Origin of the sequence: Aeromonas sp. 95A (genome assembly GCF_051919235.1) — a bacterium.
Taxonomy (GTDB): Bacteria; Pseudomonadota; Gammaproteobacteria; order Enterobacterales; family Aeromonadaceae; genus Aeromonas; species Aeromonas veronii.
Genome location: NZ_JBQBFC010000001.1, coordinates 293,295 through 314,344 on the forward strand (window position 1 = coordinate 293,295; position 21,050 = coordinate 314,344).

Annotated in this window: 12 protein-coding genes and 5 pseudogenes; 9 read left to right on the forward strand and 8 right to left on the reverse strand. The window is 57.0% G+C overall.

Annotated elements, in window-relative coordinates; genetic code table 11:
• Positions 1–8: 8 nt before the first annotated feature.
• Together ACTG2U_RS01295 and ACTG2U_RS01300 are read right to left on the reverse strand one after the other, a co-directional pair.
• Positions 9–1,397, reverse strand: a complete 1,389-nt coding sequence (locus ACTG2U_RS01295; RefSeq protein ID WP_439973908.1) for a DEAD/DEAH box helicase — start codon at positions 1,395–1,397, stop codon at positions 9–11.
• A gap of 182 nt (positions 1,398–1,579) precedes the next feature.
• Positions 1,580–2,056, reverse strand: coding sequence for a glutathione peroxidase (locus ACTG2U_RS01300; RefSeq protein ID WP_236371660.1), 477 nt, complete (start codon positions 2,054–2,056; stop codon positions 1,580–1,582).
• Positions 2,057–2,406: 350 nt separating this feature from the next.
• On the opposite strand from ACTG2U_RS01300, the gene ACTG2U_RS01305 reads away from it, so the two are divergent.
• Together ACTG2U_RS01305 and ACTG2U_RS01310 are read left to right on the forward strand one after the other, a co-directional pair.
• The gene (locus ACTG2U_RS01305) at positions 2,407–3,015 is read left to right on the forward strand and encodes a 2OG-Fe(II) oxygenase (RefSeq protein ID WP_019445550.1); all 609 of its coding nucleotides are present in this window, start codon (positions 2,407–2,409) and stop codon (positions 3,013–3,015) included.
• Between the two features lie 204 nt (positions 3,016–3,219).
• The gene (locus ACTG2U_RS01310; protein WP_129504199.1) at positions 3,220–4,209 is read left to right on the forward strand and encodes a D-alanine--D-alanine ligase; all 990 of its coding nucleotides are present in this window, start codon (positions 3,220–3,222) and stop codon (positions 4,207–4,209) included.
• 171 nt (positions 4,210–4,380) lie between these two features.
• On the opposite strand, the gene mngB is transcribed toward ACTG2U_RS01310, so the two are convergent.
• Together mngB and mngA are read right to left on the reverse strand one after the other, a co-directional pair.
• Positions 4,381–7,035 (reverse strand): mannosylglycerate hydrolase, encoded by a 2,655-nt coding sequence (gene mngB / locus ACTG2U_RS01315; RefSeq protein ID WP_439973909.1) that lies wholly within the window; start codon positions 7,033–7,035, stop codon positions 4,381–4,383.
• An 86-nt stretch (positions 7,036–7,121) separates the two neighbouring features.
• Positions 7,122–9,068, reverse strand: a complete 1,947-nt coding sequence (gene mngA, locus ACTG2U_RS01320; RefSeq protein ID WP_439973910.1) for a PTS 2-O-a-mannosyl-D-glycerate transporter subunit IIABC — start codon at positions 9,066–9,068, stop codon at positions 7,122–7,124.
• A 247-nt stretch (positions 9,069–9,315) separates the two neighbouring features.
• On the opposite strand from mngA, the gene ACTG2U_RS01325 reads away from it, so the two are divergent.
• Positions 9,316–10,035: a GntR family transcriptional regulator gene (locus tag ACTG2U_RS01325; protein ID WP_129504196.1), complete on the forward strand. Its 720-nt coding sequence runs from the start codon at positions 9,316–9,318 to the stop codon at positions 10,033–10,035.
• Positions 10,036–10,064: 29 nt separating this feature from the next.
• Here the strand turns inward: ACTG2U_RS01325 and ACTG2U_RS01330 are convergent.
• Together ACTG2U_RS01330 and ACTG2U_RS01335 are read right to left on the reverse strand one after the other, a co-directional pair.
• A pseudogene (locus ACTG2U_RS01330) lies at positions 10,065–10,789 on the reverse strand (IS1595 family transposase).
• A 76-nt stretch (positions 10,790–10,865) separates the two neighbouring features.
• Positions 10,866–11,573, reverse strand: a pseudogene (locus ACTG2U_RS01335) (IS3 family transposase); the annotation flags it as partial.
• Positions 11,574–11,652: 79 nt separating this feature from the next.
• Here ACTG2U_RS01335 and ACTG2U_RS01340 point away from each other — a divergent pair.
• The 4 genes and pseudogenes from ACTG2U_RS01340 to ACTG2U_RS01355 all read left to right on the forward strand — a co-directional run.
• On the forward strand, positions 11,653–12,687 hold the full coding sequence (locus ACTG2U_RS01340; protein WP_201035198.1) for an IS110 family transposase: 1,035 nt from the start codon (positions 11,653–11,655) through the stop codon (positions 12,685–12,687).
• 296 nt (positions 12,688–12,983) lie between these two features.
• Positions 12,984–13,942 (forward strand): annotated as a pseudogene (locus tag ACTG2U_RS01345) (IS3 family transposase); the annotation flags it as partial.
• A gap of 214 nt (positions 13,943–14,156) precedes the next feature.
• Positions 14,157–15,218 carry an IS110 family transposase gene (locus ACTG2U_RS01350; RefSeq protein ID WP_439973911.1) on the forward strand — a complete coding sequence of 354 codons (1,062 nt, stop codon included), beginning with the start codon at positions 14,157–14,159 and terminating at the stop codon, positions 15,216–15,218.
• 12 nt (positions 15,219–15,230) lie between these two features.
• Positions 15,231–15,434, forward strand: a pseudogene (locus tag ACTG2U_RS01355) (integrase core domain-containing protein); the annotation flags it as partial.
• Between the two features lie 8 nt (positions 15,435–15,442).
• On the opposite strand, the pseudogene ACTG2U_RS01360 reads toward ACTG2U_RS01355, so the two are convergent.
• Positions 15,443–15,960 (reverse strand): annotated as a pseudogene (locus tag ACTG2U_RS01360) (IS3 family transposase); the annotation flags it as partial.
• A 352-nt stretch (positions 15,961–16,312) separates the two neighbouring features.
• Positions 16,313–17,905, reverse strand: coding sequence for an ABC-F family ATPase (locus ACTG2U_RS01365; RefSeq protein WP_005351341.1), 1,593 nt, complete (start codon positions 17,903–17,905; stop codon positions 16,313–16,315).
• 614 nt (positions 17,906–18,519) lie between these two features.
• Between ACTG2U_RS01365 and ACTG2U_RS01370 the strand changes: the two genes are divergently transcribed.
• A complete protein-coding gene (locus ACTG2U_RS01370) occupies positions 18,520–19,554 on the forward strand; it encodes an IS110 family transposase (protein ID WP_201035198.1) in 1,035 nt (344 codons plus the stop codon).
• A gap of 296 nt (positions 19,555–19,850) precedes the next feature.
• Positions 19,851–21,013, forward strand: a protein-coding gene (locus ACTG2U_RS01375; protein ID WP_439973912.1) for an IS3 family transposase whose coding sequence is annotated in 2 segments (ribosomal slippage) — positions 19,851–20,106 and positions 20,106–21,013 — 1,164 coding nt in all. Because the reading frame shifts where the segments join, the coding sequence is not laid out codon by codon here.
• Positions 21,014–21,050 lie beyond the last annotated feature (37 nt).

Consider the following 21,050-nt stretch of genomic DNA (forward strand, 5'->3'; position numbering starts at 1 on the left):
GCGCGAGCTTACTCGTCGCTGCTCTCCTGATAGCTGTCGCGCATTGCTTTGGGCAAGCGGCGCATTGGCGCAAAGCCGATATCCTCGCCCACCACTTCCCGCTTGCGGGCCGGTGCAGTTTTTTTGCTGGCGTCACCCTTGGCTTTGCCCTTGCCCGCGGCTGGCTTGCCCTTGGCATTGCTGCTCTTGGCGTTAGCATGACCGCGAGCCCGAGGCGGGTTCTGCACCGGCTTGCTGCCGGGCAGAGTCTGGCGACTCGGCTTGCCGCTGGGCTCATACCCTTCCAGGGTCTCTACGGACAGGGATTGGCCGATCAGGGCTTCGATCGCCTTGAGCTGACCCAGCTCGTCCTGGCTGACCAGCGAGATGGCCTCGCCGCCACGACCGGCGCGGCCGGTACGGCCGATACGGTGGATGTAATCTTCCGCCATCTGGGGCAGTTCAAAGTTGATCACGTAGGGCAGTTGATCGATGTCCAGACCGCGGGCGGCGATATCGGTCGCTACCAGCACCCGCACCTCGCCACTGCGAAAATCGGCCAGCGCCCGGTTGCGGGCACCCTGGCTCTTGTCACCGTGGATCGCCACGGTATTGAGGCCATCTTTTTGCATCTGCTGGGCGAGGCGGTCGGCGATCTGCTTGGTGCGAACAAACACCAGCACCCGTTGCCAGTTGCCACGGCCAATCATGTGGGAGAGCAGCTCGCGGCGGCGTTCCCGATCCACCTGAATGATGCGTTGGGTCACCTGCTCGGCGGCAGTATTGCTGGGGTCCACCTCGATCAGGGTGGGGTCGTTCAGCAGGTCATCCGCCAGCGCCTTGATGTCGTTTGAGAAGGTGGCAGAGAAGAGCAGGGTTTGCCGCTCTGCAGGCAGCGCCTTCATGATGCGGCGGATGTCGACGATAAAGCCCATGTCGAGCATGCGATCCGCTTCATCCAGCACCAGCACTTCCAGCTGGCTCAGGGTCAGGGCGCCCTGGGTCAGCAGATCCAGCAGACGGCCCGGGGTGGCGACCAGAATGTCTACCCCCAGCTTGATGGCGTCCAGATTGGGCTTGATGCTGACACCGCCATAGGCGATCAGCGTCTTGAACGGTAGGTGGTGGGCATACTTGATGATGCTCTCGCCCACCTGTGCCGCCAGTTCGCGGGTCGGGGTCAGTACCAGTGCGCGCACCTGACGACGGCCACGACCGTGGTTGGCCAGCAGACGCTGCAACATCGGCAGGGTGAAACCGGCCGTTTTGCCTGTGCCTGTCTGAGCGCCGCCGAGCACATCCTGACCGGCCAGAATGGCCGGAATCGCTTGCTGCTGGATGGGGGTTGGCTGTTCGTAACCCAGCTCCTTGACGGCCCCCAGAATATGCGGAGACAGACCCAGTTCGTTGAATGACATGTTCGAGAGAAACTCCTGAGATGAGCCTTTGGCTCAACGGGCAGCCAGCATGTTGGGGCCAGCCACGATATGGAAAAGATAGTGGGGCCGTAATATAGCAAAAGAGCGGCCGCTGCGCAGTAGCTGTCGCACCGGCCGCCATACAATCGTTCAACGCAGTGGCGTAAAACGGTGCGGGAGCATCAGAGCATCTCTCGGATCTGCTCGGCCAGACTCTCCGGTTTGGCCTGGGGGGCGAAACGCTCTACCACATTGCCATCGCGGTCGATCAGGAACTTGGTGAAGTTCCATTTGACGTTTTCCAGCCCAAGAAAGCCCGGTTTCTGTTGCTTGAGCCACTGATAGAAGGGGTGGGCATGCTCACCGTTGACATCGCACTTGGCCATGATGGGGAAGGTGACCGGATAGTCGAGGGAGCAGAAGCGGGCGATCTCGTCCGCATCCCCCGGCTCCTGATTGCCAAACTGGTTGCAGGGGAAGCCCAAAATCACCAGCCCCTTGGGGCCGAGCTCCTGATAGAGCGTTTCCAGCCCTTCATATTGGGGAGTAAAACCGCAGCGACTGGCCACATTGACCACCAGCACCACCTTGCCCGCCAGTTGAGTCAGCGGGTAGGGGGTACCATCCAGTCGTTGCAAAGTGAGATCGGGCAGAGGCATAAGAAGATCCTTTCGTGGGTGATGCGCGGGTTGTGCCGTGAGTGGTTCGGTCGGTGACAGAGACAAGCGCCGGATGAACAGCAACATGGCGATGCGGATACGGTATCGGCTGGCTCTTGGCACCGCAAGGAGGCCGCGGCGCCTCCTCGTCCCGATTGCAAGGGCCATCACAGTTTCGACAGCCAATACGCTCTTTGGCAGGGCGGGATCACAACTGGCGACAAAAATGCGGGGAGGCGGGCAGCAACTCGCGTATTGATGTTGGGACTTCTCAAGAGAAGCAAACCGGTTTGTGACTTTGCCGGTAAGTCGCTACAAAGCGCCCTCTCTCCACTCATTGTGAGCCAATCTTGGACTATCAAGCTGCCATGGATGCCATTTACACCCGGGGATGGGTGATAGTGGATGATTTTTTGACTGCCGCCGAAGTGGATGCCCTCAAAGCCTGTTTGCCAGGCGAATGGCAACCGGCCGGGATCGGCCGTGACGCCCTGCATCAGGGCAATCCCGACATTCGCCGTGACCAGATCCACTGGCTGGAGCCCTCCCTAGGTGCGCCGGTGGCTGACTACCTCGCCCGGATGGAGTCCCTGCGTCTTGCCGCCAACCGGATGTTGATGCTGGGGCTGTTCGACTACGAGGCCCACTTCGCCCGCTATCGCAGCGGGGATTTTTACGCCACCCATCGGGATGCCTTTGCCGGTCGCTCCAACCGCCGTCTTACCACTGTGTTTTACCTCAACAACGACTGGCTGCCCGAAGCGGGTGGAGTGCTGCGCATGTATGACGACAAGGAGCAGTTTCTGATGGATGTCAGCCCCAAGGGGGGGCGGCTGGTCATGTTTCTCTCCGAGGAGTTTCCCCACGAGGTACTGCCTGCCAATCAGGAGCGCTACAGTATTGCCGGCTGGTTTAGGGTCAATGGTAACGGCATGGGAAGGGTCGATCCCCCGCGCTGAGGGGCAATGTGTCCCGATTTTGACACAGGGGAGACTTTTCACTGCAAGAAGTGGGGTCATGGGTCTCCCATCAGCTGACAAGGGTTGATCTCCCTTGCTACACTGGCGCGCACTTATGTTCGTATCTGGCTTCGTCCGGTTTTTATGGTGGTTGGCTTATCAAATGGTCATGACGAGGCCGCTTTTCCCAAGGGATCACATCTAATGAAGAACATGCATGTCTTGCTGCTGTGCGGCGGCGGTGGCTCCGAGCACGAGGTTTCTCTGCGCAGCGCCAATTTCCTCGAGCAACAACTGGGCCTTCTGCCCGGTGTCGAAGTGACCCGCGTCGAGATGTTCGCCGATCGCTGGCTCAGTGCCGATGGCCGCGAGTGCAAGCTGGGGCTCGACAAGCTGCTCTCGTTCGACAGCGTGGCCCGTCCGGTGGATTACGTGGTGCCCTGCATCCACGGCTACCCGGGTGAGACCGGCGATCTGCAATCCTTCCTCGAGCTGGCCGGATTGCCTTATCTCGGTTGCGATGCCGAGGCGAGCAAGATCTGCTTCAACAAGATCAGCACCAAGCTGTGGCTCTCCGCCATCGGCATTCCCAACACCCCGTACCTGTTCCTGACCGAGCAAAATGAGGCGGCGCTTGCCGAGGCCAAAGCCGCGCTGGCCAAGTGGGGCAAGGTCTTTATCAAGGCGGCTTCCCAGGGCTCTTCCGTTGGCTGCTACTCCGCTAGTAACGAAGCGGATCTGGTAAAAGGTATTGCCGATGCCTTCGGTTACTCCGAACAGGTACTGATCGAGAAAGCGGTCAAGCCGCGCGAGCTGGAAGTAGCGGTTTACCAGTACGGTGACGAGCTGGTGGCGACTTATCCGGGCGAGATCTGCGTGCCGCAGGACAAGTTCTACACCTATGAAGAGAAGTACAGCAGCGCCAGCCATACCGAGACGGCACTGCGTGCCGAGGGGCTGACCCAGGCGCAGGCCGATGCGATTCACGACTATGCCCTCAAGGCGTTCCGTCAGCTGAAACTGACCCATCTCTCGCGCATCGACTTCTTCCTGACTGAGGAGGGGGAGATCCTGCTGAATGAAATCAACACCTTCCCGGGCATGACCTCCATCTCCATGTTCCCGAAACTGCTGGAGCATCACGGTCACCGCTTCGCTGACTACCTTGAGCAGATCCTGCGCAAGGCCAGCTAAGCGGATCGCTCTCGCTGACGGGGGCTAATACCGTTCCAATAAAAATCCCCGCCAATTGGCGGGGATTTTTTTATGCCTTTATCAAGCGGGGCAGGCCAGCTTGAAGGGATAAACAGGCGGGGAGGGGATGACTCTTCCCCGCCTGTTGCTACCTGTCGGTGTTACCGGCGGTTAGCCGCGAGCCACCCGAAAGCGCACGCTGCGGGAGTGGCAGGGCGCCAGCTCGCCAAACTCGCCAGCAGCCAGCTCAAGGGGCAGGGGCTGCTCGTCCATTCGCACCGCTTGCCAGTCGCTCAGGGCGTGTTCGCTGCTCACTTTGCCTCCCTCCAGTATCGCCTGCTCGCTCGGGTTGTAGACCCGGATCACCAGCGCTTCTTCATCCTCGGCTTTTTTCAGGGCGCTCAGCACCGGACCGGAGGGATCCATGGTGAGCAGACTGAAGTGGAGCGGGGTAGTGAAGCTTGCCTTGTTGACCTTCATGGCATCGAACGGGATCTTGTTGTAGCAGCGCACCGGGGTGAGGTAGCTGCGCGCCGCCTGCATCACGTTGGCGCTGATGTGATCGCCAGCAAACGCCAGCAGGCTGAAACGGCAGCTGAGTTTGCCACGCACCTGGGAGTCCGGGGTGGGCAGTTTGATGCCGGAGGGGCGACCCGGGCGCAGCAGCAGCTCCTCTTTACCGAGTACGCCGACCCCGCGCAGCAAGGTGAGAGCCAGGGTGTCGCACTGCTCGCCGATCACTTCAAACTCGCGCAGGCCATCGCTCAGCACCGCCAGCCCCTGCTTGCCATCTTGCAGGGCGACGAAGTTCATCAGCTGCCAGACCGGAATGGGGGCCTCTTTCCACCCTTCAGCCTCCCAGTTCGCCATGGCTCTGTCGCGAGTGGGGCGGGTGATACAGCCAAACTGGTTGTCGGAGACCACTGTATCGCTCGGGAAGGGGGTGGGGATCAGTACCCGTACTCGGTGATCATCAGCCTGATTGTCGAGCTCCAGCTCGATGTCGATGCGTGGGCTCTGATGCGCCAGCGTGATGCGGCAGATGACATCAAGGTGGCCGCTGCACTGGCGGTTGGCGCGCTCGGCGAGGTTGGCAGGCAATGCCATACGCAGTTTGAGCGTAGCGATGCTCTGCCACGCCTGATGGGTGACCTCACGGGTCACCGCAAACTCGGTGGAGTAGCGCAGCCACTCTTCGCGCGACGGCGAGTAGTCATACTCGTCACCATCATCGGAGCCCTCTTCCAGCGTGAGCACCTGATCGAAGGCGGTGCCGCGCAGCTTGTCCAGGATCTGCAAAGTGCCGTTGTCGTTGAGGGCGATGCGGTAAAAATCGTTCTCCAGCAGCTCGCCGCTGGCCGTCACCGGCTGTTCCAGTCCCGGTTGGTTGCCCTCGATATGGAGAGTGCAGTAGCCCATGGCTGGCAGCGGATGGCAGAGCTGGATGTCGTACTCCATAAAGGGGTCGTAGTTGCCGTAGTGCACGATCTGTCTGTCTACCAGTCCCGGGTCAATCTCGCGTCTGGCGCGGATGAAGTAGGGAACCGGCTGGCCCGCTTCATCGCGCAGGGCAAAGGATTGGGCGCGAATGCGGATGCTGGTATTGATCACCTCCTGACGGGGGAAGGGCATCAGGTTGAACAGGCAGAGCTTGTCGGCCACCTGTACCCCGTCTTCACACAACGCCACCGGCATGTTGTCGACAATCTTGCGCATGTAGAAGCGGATCAGGTTCTCGGCCATGTCGTCGGCCAGAATGAAGCGGGTCATCACCTCCTGATGCACCTTGTCGCTGCAGCAGCAGCCGATGCTGTCATGGGCGTGGTTCTTCATGATCTCCTTCCACATCTTCTCCAAAAGCCCATGGTGGTACTCAAAGCCGAGCGCCCAGGCGATGCTCGCCAGCGGCTCGAGGATGTTGACGATCTTGTTCTCGATGGCGGCGTGGGCCAGCTTGATATCCATCCGGGTGGAGGAGATGGTGCGGTGTACCCGCATGTATTTGCCGTCGTTGAACTCCCCCTTGAGGGTGGCCAGCTGGTCGCGGCACGCCTCGATGCGCTCGAAGACCTGCTCGAAGCGGCTCATGTGGAATTCACGCTGGGGGTAGATCTCCCGCAGCTTGTCGATAATGGCGAAGATGTTCTGTTGCAGCGGCATCTGGTCGTGGCCGTTGGGCAGCAGGATATCCTTGGTCACCGAGGCCTTTTCCAGCACCTCGAAGTAGGATTCGAGCCGCTTGCGCAGGCCCGCTTCATCTTCCGGCAGGTACTTGCCGATGGCGTAGCCGAGCGGCAGTACCTGGGCGGTCACCTCGCTGCCGTCGTTGCTCTGCCAGAGGAACTCGGTCTTGTCAGTGCCGTGGCGCTCGGAGCAGCCGCGCCAGAACATGGCACGGTCAATCCCGAAGCCGTTGAAGATGTGGGGCAGTTGGGAAGACATGCCGAACGAGTCGGGCAGGTAACCGATCTTCATCGGCTCGCCAAGGCTGAGGCAGTCGCGCATCCCGTAGAGCAGGTTGCGCAGGATGGACTCGCCGCTCACCTGCATGGTGTCGGTCTGGGTGTACCAGGGGCCGATGATGAGCTTGCCCGCCTCCACCAGTGCCTTCACCCGGGCCTTGTTCTCGGGCTGGATGGCGAAGTAATCCTCCAGCACCGCAGTCTGGCCGTCCAGCACGTAGAACTTGTAGTCGGGGTCGGATTCAAGCCGCGCCAGGATCTCCGCCATGTTGTTGACCAGCAGGATGCGGGACTCCTCGGTGGTGAAGTACCACTCCCGATCCCAGTGCATGTGCGGGGTGATGTGAACTCGTGAAACTGTCATGACAATGATCCTTTGCTGACGCACAGCGGCCCTTGCCTGCCGTGCGGAAAAATAGTCTGTTGAAAAAGCGGTTGTGCAGATGAGCCTTACTCTGTGGCGACCACCTGATAGGTGCCGCGCTGCATGGCGTGACGGCGCCAGCCGATCAGCACCACAGTGGAGATAAGGGTGCCCACCAGCGCCGCACCGAGCCAGACGGCAGCAGCCATCAGGGCGCCGTGGCCGCCATCGTGGAGCAGGAACAGGGAGAAGATGCCGGCCCCCGGGGTGGAGAGACCAATCCCCATGGCACCCACCATGGCGCCGGTGACCACCGAGCCTGCGAGGAAGGAGCCGATCACCCGGATCGGATCTTCGATGGCCATCGGAATGGCGCCCTCGGTGATCCCTGCCAGCCCCAGCAGCCAGGTCGACTTGCCGGTCTCGATCTCGAAGGTCTGGAACAGGCGCGGTGCCAGCATGGTGGAGAAGGTGACGGTAAAGGCCGAGACCATCTTGACCGCGCCGAAGATGGCGTAGGGGCCGTAGACCCCGTTGGCCATGGCGCCGAGGCAGAAAGCGTAGGCTGCCTTGTTGACCGGGCCACCCAGGTCAAACGAGCACATAAAGCCGAGCAAGGCGCCCAGCACCAGCGCATTGGTGCCGGAGAGGCCGTTGAGCCATTCGGTGAGGCTGTTGTTGAGCCAGGCCACCGGCTGGCCGATGACAAACAGCATCAGGCTGCCCGCCACCAGAGTGCCGATCACCGGATAGAGGTAAAAGGTGAGAAAGCCGTTGAAGTTGGGGCTAAGGCGCACATGCTGCTTGACCCAGCGCATCAGGTAACCGGCGATAAGACCACCGACCACGCCGCCGAGAAAACCGGAGCCAATCATGTTGGCGGCCAGTCCCGCCGCAAAGCCCGGGCCCAGCGCCGGTTTGTCTGCCAGCGAGTAGGCTGTATAGGCCGCCAGCACCGGCACCATCAGGGTGCCCAGCATGCCGCCGCCGAGTTTTCGGTACATCCAGAGCCAGGAGTTCTCGGTATCAAACAGATGTTGCAGGCCGAAGATCTGGGCCAGCAGCACAGAGACGGCGAGCACGGTACCGCCTGCCACGATCAGCGGCACGGCAAAGGAGATGCCGCTCAGCAGCGCCTGCTTGAGCTCGGTCTTGAGGCCCACCTTCTTGCCGGTCTGCGCGTCGCTCTGGCTGGTGCTGGGGGTCGGGGCGGTGCGCCCTGCCTTGGCCGCTTCCAGCGCATCATTGAGGATCCGCTCGGCATGGCGGATGGGCTCGGCCACCGGCGTCTCGATCCGGGGGATGCCGGCAAAACGCTCCTGCTCCTTGATGGCCACCTCGGCGGCGAAGATGCAGGCCACCGCAGTATCGAGTGCCTCTTGCGGCAGGCGATCCTCGATGCCGTTGGCACCCTGCTTCTCGACCAGTACCCGAATACCCAGCTTGCGCCCCGCCTTTTCCAGATACTCGGCAGCCATATATGTGTGGGCGATCCCAGCCGGGCAGGCGGTGACACAGACCACTGTGGGTTGATTTGTATCTGATTTGTCTTCTTTTTCTGGTTGCTTGCCACTATCCCCCTCACCATCGAGCAGTGCCATCAGTTGCTCGGCACTTTGAGCTGCCAGCACCGCCTCGCGGGTATCGTCATCCACCAGGGCGGTGGTGAGGGTGGTGAGCAGCTGCATATGGGTGGAGCCCGCCTGATCGGTCGGGATCGCCAGCATGAAGATCAGGTTGACCGGCTCGGGGCCGTCGATCCCCTCCCAGCCCAGCTCCTGGCTCAAGGTAGCGACAGCAAAGGCCGCTTCGCGCACCGCATCGCACTTGCCGTGGGGCACCGCCAGCCCTTCGCCAAGGGCGGTGGGGCCCTGCGCCTCGCGGGCCATGACCGCGGCCAGAAAGGCGGCCTTGTCGTGCAGCTTGCCGGCCTGATCGAGCCGATCAGCCAGGGCATGAATGGCCGCATCCCGATCGGCAAACCGGGTTTGCAGCGTGATGAGATGGGGGCCGGTAAGACTGGTCAGATTCATGATGATCCTCTGTCAGGTTGGCTTGCCAGCAAGCCGTCATGGTGAAAGTGACAGCGATGCTAACAAACCGGCCGACTGATTTTTGTGAGTAGTATCATACAATTCGCTATTTGTATTGTTTTTGTATTGCTTGGTCAAGGTGATTTGTTAGGTCAAATGGGGCTGAGCCGTTTTGTCTGCCAGGCAACTGGGGTAGAATGGCGCCTCTTCCATTTATCATGGCGCAGAGCCGACGAGGTGGCCTTTCGTGTCGAAAAAACCCATGTATCGCCAGATAGCCGACACCATCCAGCAGTGGATTGCGCAAGGGGAGCTGGCCCCCGGCGATGCCCTGCCCACCGAAGCCGAGCTGCGCGAGCAGTTCGGGGTGAGCCGGGTGACGGTGCGTCAGGCCCTCAAGCAGCTGACCGAACTCAACGTCATCGAGAGCATTCAGGGCAGCGGCAGCTACGTGCGGCAGGAGAAGGTGAACTACGACATCTATCAGCTCACCAGCCTCTATGAGAAGGTGACCGATCCGGCGGCCGAGACCCACAGCGACATTCTCGCCTTCGAGGTGATCAAGGCGAGCAGTGAGTTGGCTGAGCGGCTCAATCTGGTGAAGGGGGCGCTGGTCTACTACGTCAAGCGGGTGCGCTTTATTCGCCAGATTGCAGTGACGCTGGAGGAGACCTGGATGCCGCTCGCTCTCTTTCCCGATCTCAGTTATGCGGTGATGCAGGGCTCCAAGTACCACTACATCGAAGAGGTGAAGCAGCTGGTGATCGACCGCAGCGAGCAGGAGATCATTCCGGTGCTCCCTTCGGCGCAGGTGGTGGAGGCGCTCGGTATCGATCCTGCCAAGCCAATCATCGAGAAGGTCTCCCGCGGCTTCTTGCAAGATGGCACCGTGTTCGAGTTCAGTCGCAACTTCTTCAAGAGCGATGACTACAAGTTCACCCTGGTCGCCCGCCGCGCCAAGGGGTGAGCAGGCGACAGCACCCGAGATAAAAAAGGCTATGTTCCAATTATGTGTTGCATGGAGTGCCCCAGCGCCTCATGCAAACATGCTTTGATATTTACGCCCCTCCCGTAACGTTCCAGCATCCTGCGCCAACCCAGATAATTCCTCAGATAATGAGTTGCCACTCCATGAAAGCGCACCATCCATTCTTTCAATCAATAGTGATATCCGTTTACATGTTGGATGTGGAATGCCCCTACCACCCTCTCACCCTGACGATTGCGCACTACTTGATGAGTCACTCCCTGCACTTTACTGAAACTGGCATACACGCCCGCGCCATCGCTACACAACACCGAATCGGGTGACACCAACGGCTTCAACACCGCGATGACCGTCTCGGCATCAATTTTCTCCAACCTGATGGGTCGCCATCGCGCGCAAGAAGTGGTGACGCCAGAGGAACGCGGTGTTTTTGCTGACCCACAGCGCCGCGCGGCCTGGCGGACGGTCAGTCCTTCGATGGGGGCTTGCGCGTAGTCTTCCCAGCACCGGGCTTTGCGCAACCGCGCCAAAGGCGTCTTGGTCAGCGCGAAACTGGTGCGTAGGAACACTTTGCAACGGTAGCGGCGCAGTCCCCGACTCCACATGCTCGTAACTGAGTATTGAGAGAGGTAATGGTGTGGGGTGCAGCAAGCTCCTGCTGAGCAATACGGCGCTGGCGCAGGGTTAACTGGGGAAATAGTGACAACAGGTTTTGAAAGGCTGGGGTATCCATGATGGTAGACCTCAATGTGATGGCCTATGTCTAGTCCTGAAATAGGTTTACACATTTTCAACTAGCATTTCTCTACTCAGAACCCCCTATGTACCGCATCGGGGGTTCTGTATTTCAACGCATGATGCGGCCGCTCCACGTTGTAAATATCCACCGCTTCACGCACCATTTCCCGCGCTTGCGTCAAATCCTGCGGGCTTTGCAACAATAACTCTCCTTTCAAAATCCCGTTCACCCGCTCCGCCAACGCATTCTGGTAACAGTCATACCCATCCGTCATCGAGCATTTCACCCCGTACCGTTCATGTAATGACTGATACAGCCCAAAGCAATACTGCACGCCGCGGTCCGAGTGATGGATTAGCTCCCCGCCGCCACGTCGTTGCTTCAGCGCTTTCTTGAACGCCATCGCCACCGACTCCGCGTGCATTCCTTCGTGTACGTGGTGGCCTACTATCTTGCGTGAGTAGGCATCCGTCACCAGGCTCAGGTACAGCGGTCCGCTCCTGGCGGGCAGATAGGTGATATCTGCGACCCAGACCTGCTCCGGGGCCACCGGCGTGACCTGCTCTGGCCCCGTCTTGAGCAAGTTGGGATGACGGTAGAAACGGTGAAAACTGTGGGTGGTCTTGTGATACGCCCGCCTGGGCAGCACCAGCAGGCGGTGCTCGGCCAATATCCGAAACAGCCTGTCCCGCCCGACCTTGAGCCCGCCATCATCCTGACCCTGCAGCAGATAATGCAGCTTGCGGGTGCCGACCCGCGGTTGTCGCAGTCGAACTGTAGTGATGTGATGGACGCCCCCTCCCTGCGCGGTCAGTTTCATACTTAGGCTGACAGCGTTCAACTTGGGGGATCACCACATGAACACGATCAAAGTAGTTGGAATCGATATTGCTAAGTCTGTTTTTCAGGTGTGTGTATGGATGGCTGATGGTTCTGTTGCCTGGAATCGTAAAATATCTCGCCAGAAACTGCTCCACACGTTGCGCCAGTTTCCACCGCAAACACTGATTGCTATGGAAGCTTGCTCAACATCTCATTTCTGGGGACGAGCACTGATATCGATGGGCTATGACGTAAAGCTCATTCCCACACAGCATGTCAAAGCCTTTGCAAGACACCAGAAGAATGATGCCAACGATGCATTAGCTATTTGTGAAACAGCTTGCCGACCAGGGATCCACTTCGTCTCAGTTAAAACTACAGAACAACAAGATATCAAGGCGTTACGTAGTGCTCGCCAGCTCATAGTTGAGCAGCGAACCGCTCTGGCTAACCAACTACGGGCATTACTTGCCGAGTACGGAGTCATTATTCCAGCCGGGTTACAACGCCTGCAACGACAACTGCCAGAAGTGCTTGAAGACGGAGACAATACGATAACCTTCACGCTTCGCCGACTACTGAGCCTGTTACGAGAAGATATGCAGATGCTCACTGAACGGATTGATGTCTTGGATAAGGAACTAGCTGAACTGTCCAGCCAGCAGGTTGCCTATCACCACTTATTGACCATTCCTGGTGTCGGGCCACTGATTGCCGCTGCGGTGGTCAGTGAGGTTGATGCCACCCAGTTTTCCAGCGGCCGTGAGCTTTCTGCTTGGTGTGGCTTAGTCCCTCGACAGCACAGTTCAGGTGGAAAACAACGGCTTTCATCCATGACCAAGAACGGTAATCGTAACTTGAGGACCTTGATCATCCATGGCGCTCGAGCGGTGATGCGTTGTGTGCAAAAACGGGATGACAGTTTAGGGAGATGGGTTAAGGCAATTGAATTGCGGCGTGGCTTCTTGAAAGCCACTGTCGCCCTGGCAAATAAGTTAACTCGGATCATCTGGCGTGTACTAACTGACTCGGTTGATTTCAGTATGAACAGAGCTTTTGCAGGAAGTTAATTTGATATTTGCTTAGAAAATCTACGTTACTGAGTTTGCAGGCACTGATGAAGAAACGGGTACCGTCCTTGTAACAGCCTGAATTAGACCTGGGTATGCATATACCGGTGTAGTGATAAGGAAGCAAGGCTCGGATGACATCATGGCGAGGGAGTTAATCCCATCATAACGCCGGATATATGGTCGCAAACCGTATCAGTTCAGTTCTTGCACAACCCGGGGGCGTCCATATATGGTCTAATCATCCCGGACACCATTTTAGGTGGTACAGTCGCCACCATGACCTGAGGTGTTCAATGACAAGATTACGTCGCTCATTTACTGCCGAATTCAAACTCGAAGCCGCATCCCTGGTGCTCGACCAGGGATATTCTGTCCCTGAAGCCAGCCGTTCACTGGATGTCGGTGAAACCGTACTTCGCCGCTGGGTTCAGCAACTGCAATCCGAACGAACTGGCACAACCCCAATCGGCAAAGCACTGACTCCGGAGCAGCAAAAAATTCAGGAGCTGGAAGCCCGCATCAACCGGCTCGAACGTGAAAAGGACATTCTAAAAAAGGCTACGGCTCTCTTGATGACGGACGAGTTCACACGTACGCGCTGATAGACCGATTAAGGGAGCAAGCCCCCATCACCTTGGTCTGCTGCGCTTTCGATGTTCCAACATCCTGCTTTTACGACTATCTGGCCCGCAGACGGGCGATTAACCGTGAGCGGATACAGCAACGCAGTGAGTTGCGCCGGTTGTTCAAAGAGAGCAGGAGCTCTGCAGGCAGCCGCGCCTTGATGTCGATGATGCGGGAGTTGGGGTATCAGATTGGTCGATTCAAAGTACGTAACCTGATGAAGGAAGCCGGGCTGGTATCCAAACAGCCGGGCGCTCATCGTTATCAGGTCGCCCAGTCTGAGCGACCGGACATTTCCAATCTGCTGGCTCGCGAATTTGATGTCCAGCAACCCAATCAGGTGTGGTGTGGCGATATCACCTACGTCTGGGCAGGTGGACGCTGGCATTACCTGGCAGCGGTGCTTGACCTGCACACCCGGCGGGTCGTGGGCTGGGCGATGTCTGATAAACCTGATGCAGAATTGGCAATCAAAGCACTGGAGATGGCCTATCAGCAGCGGGGTTGCCCATCCGGTGTGCTATTTCACTCTGACCAGGGCAGCCAATATGGCAGTAGGGCATTTCGGCAACGACTGTGGCGCTATCGCATGACCCAGAGCATGAGTCGGCGTGGCAACTGCTGGGATACTCAGTTCATTATGCTCAAGAACATCAGCCCAATCTGACCCGTGCTGGGATTGGCGAACATAATGCCTTTGCGTTGACCTGTCGATTGGATGCTGATGTTCCCTGGCATTGCTGGGCCCAGCGTCTGTGACCTAATAGGAGCCTTGTGCTGCATCTTGAGTGTCCTGTCCTGCGTATGGGGTTGGTAGTGCATATTCCTTGGAGGAATGAGCCATGAACAATTCCAGAAACAAAGCTGAAGTTATCCTTGGTGTAGACACCCATATGGATACCCATGTCGGGGTTTTGCTTAATGCACAAGGGCACCAGTTGGGATGCTTGATGGTCACGACCAATACCAGCGGATATGAGAGACTCGTGACCTGGGCAAACTCTTTCGGGTGCTTGAAGAGAGCAGGCGTTGAAGGCACAGGCACGTATGGTGCTGGCTTGGCCAGTGTACTGCGCAAGCATGGTATCGAAGTGTTCGAAGTTAATCGCCCTGACCGCTCCAAACGCAGGCTTCAGGGGAAATCGGATCCTACTGATGCTGAAAGTGCAGCGAGATCCGTTCTTTCCGGTAGTGCTAACGCGATAGCAAAGACCCAGTCAGGCGCGGCAGAAATGATGCGAGTGGTATCAGTAGCCAGACGCAGCGCCGTCAAAGCCAAAACTCAGGCAATGAATCAACTCAGATCATTGCTTGTCAGTGCCCCCCAGGATGTTCGTGAACGACTCTGGAAAAGCAAGCCCGCTGACTGTGCAAAGGGATGCGCACGAGTGAGGTCATTGGGTACCACTGAACTCCTTCATACGTTAACGACTACCCTGTGTCTGCTGGCCAAGCGTTGGCTGCTATTGGCAGACGAAGTTGAAAAACTTGATGCCATGTTGGATGCCTTGACCCATCAACATGCTCGTCGTCTGCGCGAGCAATTTGGCGTCGGCCCTCAAACCGCAGCGGTGCTGCTTTCAACGGCTGGCGATAACCCGGAACGGTTAAGAAATGAAGCATCGCTTGCGGCACTTTGTGGGGTTAACCCTTTACCCGCCTCCTCTGGAAAGACCGTACGACATCGCTTAAACCGAGGTGGTAACCGTGCAGCAAATAATGCGTTATGGACGATTGCAATGGTCCGGATGCGGGGAGATCCACAAACCCAATCTTACGTCGCACGACGTAGCGCCCAAGGCTTATCTTCGAAAGAGATCCAGCGTTGTTTGAAACGCTATATCGTCAGGGAACTCTACCCTTTGATCTTGGCCGATTTAGCTGACTCAGCGCGAGCCTGTTGACATAGGAGCGTCAATGCCCCGATGGAGCGATTGTTCAGAAGTCTTAAAACGGAGTGGGTTCCGGCTATGGGATACATGAGCGTGCGGGAGGCAAAGCGGGATATCAGTTATTACCTGATGGATTACTACAACTGGCGGCGTCCACATCAATACAATGACGGGATACCGCCAGCAAAAGCCGAGGTTCGGCCTAACCAAGTGTCCGGATTTAGTTGACCACTACAAACCTGACGCACGAAGCGCACCACCTGCAGCCCTTGTGCATGGTGCTCGTCGGCGACCCGATTGCGCTTGTAGTAAGCCTGCCGGCTTATCCCCAGAAACAGGCAAGCCCTGACAATGGTCAGCCTCTCGACTTGCCGCTGCGAGAGGACTTGCCGGGTCGCTTTTTTACGATGGAGACGCCGTAGTCATTCTTCAGTACATCGACGACGGCCTCAAAGAACTGGGCCTTCTGGCTCATCAGCACCAACTGCTGCTCGAGTTCCTTGATACGCTGTTCGGGCGTCTGGTTGTCGGGGTCAGGCATGGTGATACTCCTGCCGGCACGCACAGAAGCCCCCTGGCTCCAATCTTGCCGACCATGTTTACGCAACCATACCAGAACGGTGGAGCGGCCCTGAATGCCATAACGCACCTGAGCCTGTTTGTAGGTGAGCTCGCCTTTTTCAATCTGCTCGACCAGTGCCTGCTTAAAAGTCAGCGAGTAATCGCGCTGTGTCCGTTTCACACCTTGTCCCATCGGGTTCTCCATTTATTGGGGGGAAAGGTGTAAACCCTATTCAGGACGGGATACTACTTCAAGATTAGCCTTTCGACACGTAATTGGGACAGAGCCTTATTTAGGCGACCATGGGCCTTTCAACATATCACCGAGATAGCATTTTTATCTGGGTGCGAGGGTGCGAGGGTGCGAGGGTGCGAGGGTGCGAGGGGGTGCTCAAGCTCAGTTCTCTGCTATCTACTGTTTTCGCTTTGCCTGTGGCGTGTATTCACACCGCGGTTATATGCCATCTCAGTCGTCCAAAAACGGGATATAAAAAAACCGGCACCTGAGTGCCGGCTTTGCATTGCGCACTTGCGCAGGAGCGGGGTTATACCACGCCCTGGGTGCGCAGGTAATCCTCGTAGGTGCCGCCGAAGTCGCGGATACCATCTTCGCTCAGCTCCAGGATGCGGGTCGCCAGAGAGGAGACGAATTCGCGGTCGTGGGAGACGAAGATCAGGGTGCCCTTATACATCTCGAGGGCCAGGTTCAAGGATTCGATAGATTCCATGTCCAGGTGGTTGGTCGGCTCATCCATGATCAGGATGTTGGGACGCTGCATCATCAGCTTGCCGAACAGCATACGGCCCTGTTCACCACCGGAGAGCACCTTGACCGGCTTCTTGATGTCGTCCTGAGAGAACAGCAGACGACCCAATACGGAGCGCACAGCCTGCTCGTCTTCGTTCTCCTGTTTCCACTGGGCCATCCAGTCGAACACGTTGAGATCGGTGTCGAAATCTTCGGCGTGATCCTGAGCGTAGTAACCGATCTGGGCGTTCTCGGACCACTTGATGGTACCGGTATCCGGTGCCAGATCCCCGACCAGCGTCTTGATCAGGGTGGACTTACCGATTCCGTTGGTACCCAGAATGGCGACCTTCTCACCCACTTCCAGCATCATGTTGAGGCCCTTGAACAGGGGCGCCTCGCCATAACCTTTGGACAGGCCTTCGATCTCCAGAATGTTGCGGTAGAGCTTCTTCTCCTGCTCGAAGCGGATGAAGGGGTTCTGACGGCTGGAGACCTTCACTTCCTCAATCTTGATCTTGTCGATCTGCTTGAGGCGGGAGGTCGCCTGGCTGGACTTGGAGGCGTTGGCACTGAAACGGGAGACGAAGGATTGCAGATCGGCGATCTGGGCCTTCTTCTTGGCGTTGTCGGCCAGCAGACGTTCGCGCGCCTGAGTGGCGGCCAGCATGTAGTCATCGTAGTTGCCCGGATAGACGCGCAGCTCGCCGTAGTCCAGATCCGCCATGTGGGTACAGACGGAGTTCAGGAAGTGACGGTCGTGAGAGATGATGATCATGGTGCTTTCACGTTCGTTGAGCACCTGCTCCAGCCAGCGAATGGTGTTGATATCCAGGTTGTTGGTCGGTTCGTCCAGCAGCAGGATGTCAGGGTTTGAGAACAGCGCCTGTGCCAGCAGCACACGCAGTTTCCAGCCCGGGGCCACTTCGCTCATTGGACCGTTGTGCTGCTCGATTGGAATACCGGCACCCAGCAGCAGTTCGCCTGCGCGAGATTCGGCGGTATAGCCGTCATACTCGGCGACCAGACCTTCCAGCTCGGCGGCCTTCATGTAGTCGTCGTCGGTCGCTTCGAGGTTGGCGTAGATGGCATCGCGCTCGGCGATGGCCGCCCACAGCTCGGTGTGACCCATCATGACCACGTCCAGTACGCGCATATCTTCGTAGGCGAACTGATCCTGACGCAGCTTCCCGATGCGCTCGTTGACGTCCAGGCTCACATTACCGCCAGTGGGCTCCAGATCACCGCCGAGGATCTTCATAAAGGTGGACTTGCCACAGCCGTTGGCGCCGATAAGGCCATAGCGGTTGCCGCCGCCAAACTTGACGTTGATGTTCTCAAACAGCGGCTTGGCGCCGAACTGCATGGTGATGTTGTTGCTACTAAGCATAGTGTGTTAAAAAATTCCTTAATTATCAGCGCATTATTGCACTGGTTGAAAATTCGGGGGCGCTATTGGGGCAAATGCCCATTTTTTTGCATCGAACTCCAGATAGAATCGACCTCACTTCGGCTGGCCGATTCGATCCATTTTCCATAGACCTCTTGCAACATTCTTGCAGAGTTGTGACCCATCTGTTCAGCTATGAACGCAAGGTTTCCGTGAGCGGTGATGTTCCAACTGGCATAAGTATGCCTAAGTTGGTAGGCCCAGCGATAACGAACCCCAGACTTCTTGATTGCTGCCTGCCATGGGGCCACCAGGAAAACACCAGAGTAAAAAGGTGGCCTGTCCGGCACAACTTTGGTTGGTCGGAAGACTGGGCGCAATGTTTGGCGCACGATCATGCCACCAGCTAGGTGCATGTCAATCTCTGCGTCCAAAAGTACCCCAGTTATCTTGAATTGATCCTGCAGCGCGTTCAGCGCAGGGGGCAAAAGATGAACTGTTCTCGTCCTGTTTGTCTTCGGTAGCTTGAATTTGTAGTGATGTGATGGACGCCCCCTCCCTGCGCGGTCAGTTTCATACTTAGGCTGACAGCGTTCAACTTGGGGGATCACCACATGAACACGATCAAAGTAGTTGGAATCGATATTGCTAAGTCTGTTTTTCAGGTGTGTGTATGGATGGCTGATGGTTCTGTTGCCTGGAATCGTAAAATATCTCGCCAGAAACTGCTCCACACGTTGCGCCAGTTTCCACCGCAAACACTGATTGCTATGGAAGCTTGCTCAACATCTCATTTCTGGGGACGAGCACTGATATCGATGGGCTATGACGTAAAGCTCATTCCCACACAGCATGTCAAAGCCTTTGCAAGACACCAGAAGAATGATGCCAACGATGCATTAGCTATTTGTGAAACAGCTTGCCGACCAGGGATCCACTTCGTCTCAGTTAAAACTACAGAACAACAAGATATCAAGGCGTTACGTAGTGCTCGCCAGCTCATAGTTGAGCAGCGAACCGCTCTGGCTAACCAACTACGGGCATTACTTGCCGAGTACGGAGTCATTATTCCAGCCGGGTTACAACGCCTGCAACGACAACTGCCAGAAGTGCTTGAAGACGGAGACAATACGATAACCTTCACGCTTCGCCGACTACTGAGCCTGTTACGAGAAGATATGCAGATGCTCACTGAACGGATTGATGTCTTGGATAAGGAACTAGCTGAACTGTCCAGCCAGCAGGTTGCCTATCACCACTTATTGACCATTCCTGGTGTCGGGCCACTGATTGCCGCTGCGGTGGTCAGTGAGGTTGATGCCACCCAGTTTTCCAGCGGCCGTGAGCTTTCTGCTTGGTGTGGCTTAGTCCCTCGACAGCACAGTTCAGGTGGAAAACAACGGCTTTCATCCATGACCAAGAACGGTAATCGTAACTTGAGGACCTTGATCATCCATGGCGCTCGAGCGGTGATGCGTTGTGTGCAAAAACGGGATGACAGTTTAGGGAGATGGGTTAAGGCAATTGAATTGCGGCGTGGCTTCTTGAAAGCCACTGTCGCCCTGGCAAATAAGTTAACTCGGATCATCTGGCGTGTACTAACTGACTCGGTTGATTTCAGTATGAACAGAGCTTTTGCAGGAAGTTAATTTGATATTTGCTTAGAAAATCTACGTTACTGAGTTTGCAGGCACTGATGAAGAAACGGGTACCGTCCTTGTAACAGCCTGAATTAGACCTGGGTATGCATATACCGGTGTAGTGATAAGGAAGCAAGGCTCGGATGACATCATGGCGAGGGAGTTAATCCCATCATAACGCCGGATATATGGTCGCAAACCGTATCAGTTCAGTTCTTGCACAACCCGGGGGCGTCCATATATGGTCTAATCATCCCGGACACCATTTTAGGTGGTACAGTCGCCACCATGACCTGAGGTGTTTAATGACAAGATTACGTCGCTCATTTACTGCCGAATTCAAACTCGAAGCTGCATCCCTGGTGCTCGACCAAGGATATTCTGTCCCTGAAGCCAGCCGTTCACTGGATGTCGGTGAAACAGTGCTCCGTCGCTGGGTTCAGCAACTGCAATCCGAACGAACTGGCACAACCCCAATCGGCAAAGCACTGACTCCGGAGCAGCAAAAAATTCAGGAGCTGGAAGCCCGTATCAACCGGCTCGAACGTGAAAAGGACATTCTAAAAAAGGCTACTGCTCTCTTGATGGCGGACGAGTTCACACGTACGCGCTGATAGACCGATTAAGGGAGCAAGCCCCCATCACCCTGGTCTGCTGCGCTTTCGATGTTCCCACCTCCTGTTTTTACGATTATCTGGCCCGCAGACGGGCGATTAACCGTGAGCGGATACAGCAACGCAGTGAGTTGCGCCGTTTGTTCAAAGAGAGCAGGGATTCGGCTGGCAGCCACGCCTTGATGTCGATGATGCGAGAGTTGGGGTATCAGATTGGCCGATGCAAAGTACGTAACCTGATGAAGGAAGCCGGGCTGGCATCCAAACAGCCGGGCGCACACCGTTATAAGGTGGCACGGTCAGAACGACCGGATATTCCCAATCTGCTGGCTCGCGAATTTGATGTCCAGCAACCCAATCAGGTGTGGTGTGGCGATATCACCTACGTCTGGGCCGGTGGTCGCAGGCATTACCTGGCAGCGGTTCTTGACCTGCACACCCGGCGGGTCGTGGGCTGGGCGATGTCTGATAAACCTGATGCAGAATTGGCAATCAAAGCACTGGAGATGGCCTATCAGCAGCGTGGTTGCCCATCTGGTGTGCTGTTTCACTCTGACCAGGGCAGCCAATATGGTAGCCGGGCATTTCGGCAACGACTGTGGCGCTATCGCATGACCCAGAGCATGAGTCGGCGTGGCAACTGCTGGGATAATGCCCCGATGGAGCGATTGTTCAGAAGTCTTAAAACGGAGTGGGTTCCGGCTATGGGATACATGAGCGTGCGGGAGGCAAAGCGGGATATCAGTTATTACCTGATGGATTACTACAACTGGCGGCGTCCACATCAATACAATGACGGGATACCGCCAGCAAAAGCCGAGGTTCGGCCTAACCAAGTGTCCGGATTTAGTTGACCACTACAGTACACGAAGGTGTAGCACTATTAGGATC

Bases quoted from the DNA above. Each gene is read 5' to 3' on its own strand.
- ACTG2U_RS01350 (WP_439973911.1), top strand. From the start codon at position 14,157: ATGAACAATTCCAGAAACAAAGCTGAAGTTATCCTTGGTGTAGACACC.
- ACTG2U_RS01370 (WP_201035198.1), top strand. From the start codon at position 18,520: ATGAACACGATCAAAGTAGTTGGAATCGATATTGCTAAGTCTGTTTTT.
- ACTG2U_RS01340 (WP_201035198.1), top strand. From the start codon at position 11,653: ATGAACACGATCAAAGTAGTTGGAATCGATATTGCTAAGTCTGTTTTT.
- ACTG2U_RS01300 (WP_236371660.1), bottom strand. From the start codon at position 2,056: ATGCCTCTGCCCGATCTCACTTTGCAACGACTGGATGGTACCCCCTAC.
- ACTG2U_RS01310 (WP_129504199.1), top strand. From the start codon at position 3,220: ATGAAGAACATGCATGTCTTGCTGCTGTGCGGCGGCGGTGGCTCCGAG.
- ACTG2U_RS01365 (WP_005351341.1), bottom strand. From the start codon at position 17,905: ATGCTTAGTAGCAACAACATCACCATGCAGTTCGGCGCCAAGCCGCTG.
- mngB (WP_439973909.1), bottom strand. From the start codon at position 7,035: ATGACAGTTTCACGAGTTCACATCACCCCGCACATGCACTGGGATCGG.
- mngA (WP_439973910.1), bottom strand. From the start codon at position 9,068: ATGAATCTGACCAGTCTTACCGGCCCCCATCTCATCACGCTGCAAACC.
- ACTG2U_RS01295 (WP_439973908.1), bottom strand. From the start codon at position 1,397: ATGTCATTCAACGAACTGGGTCTGTCTCCGCATATTCTGGGGGCCGTC.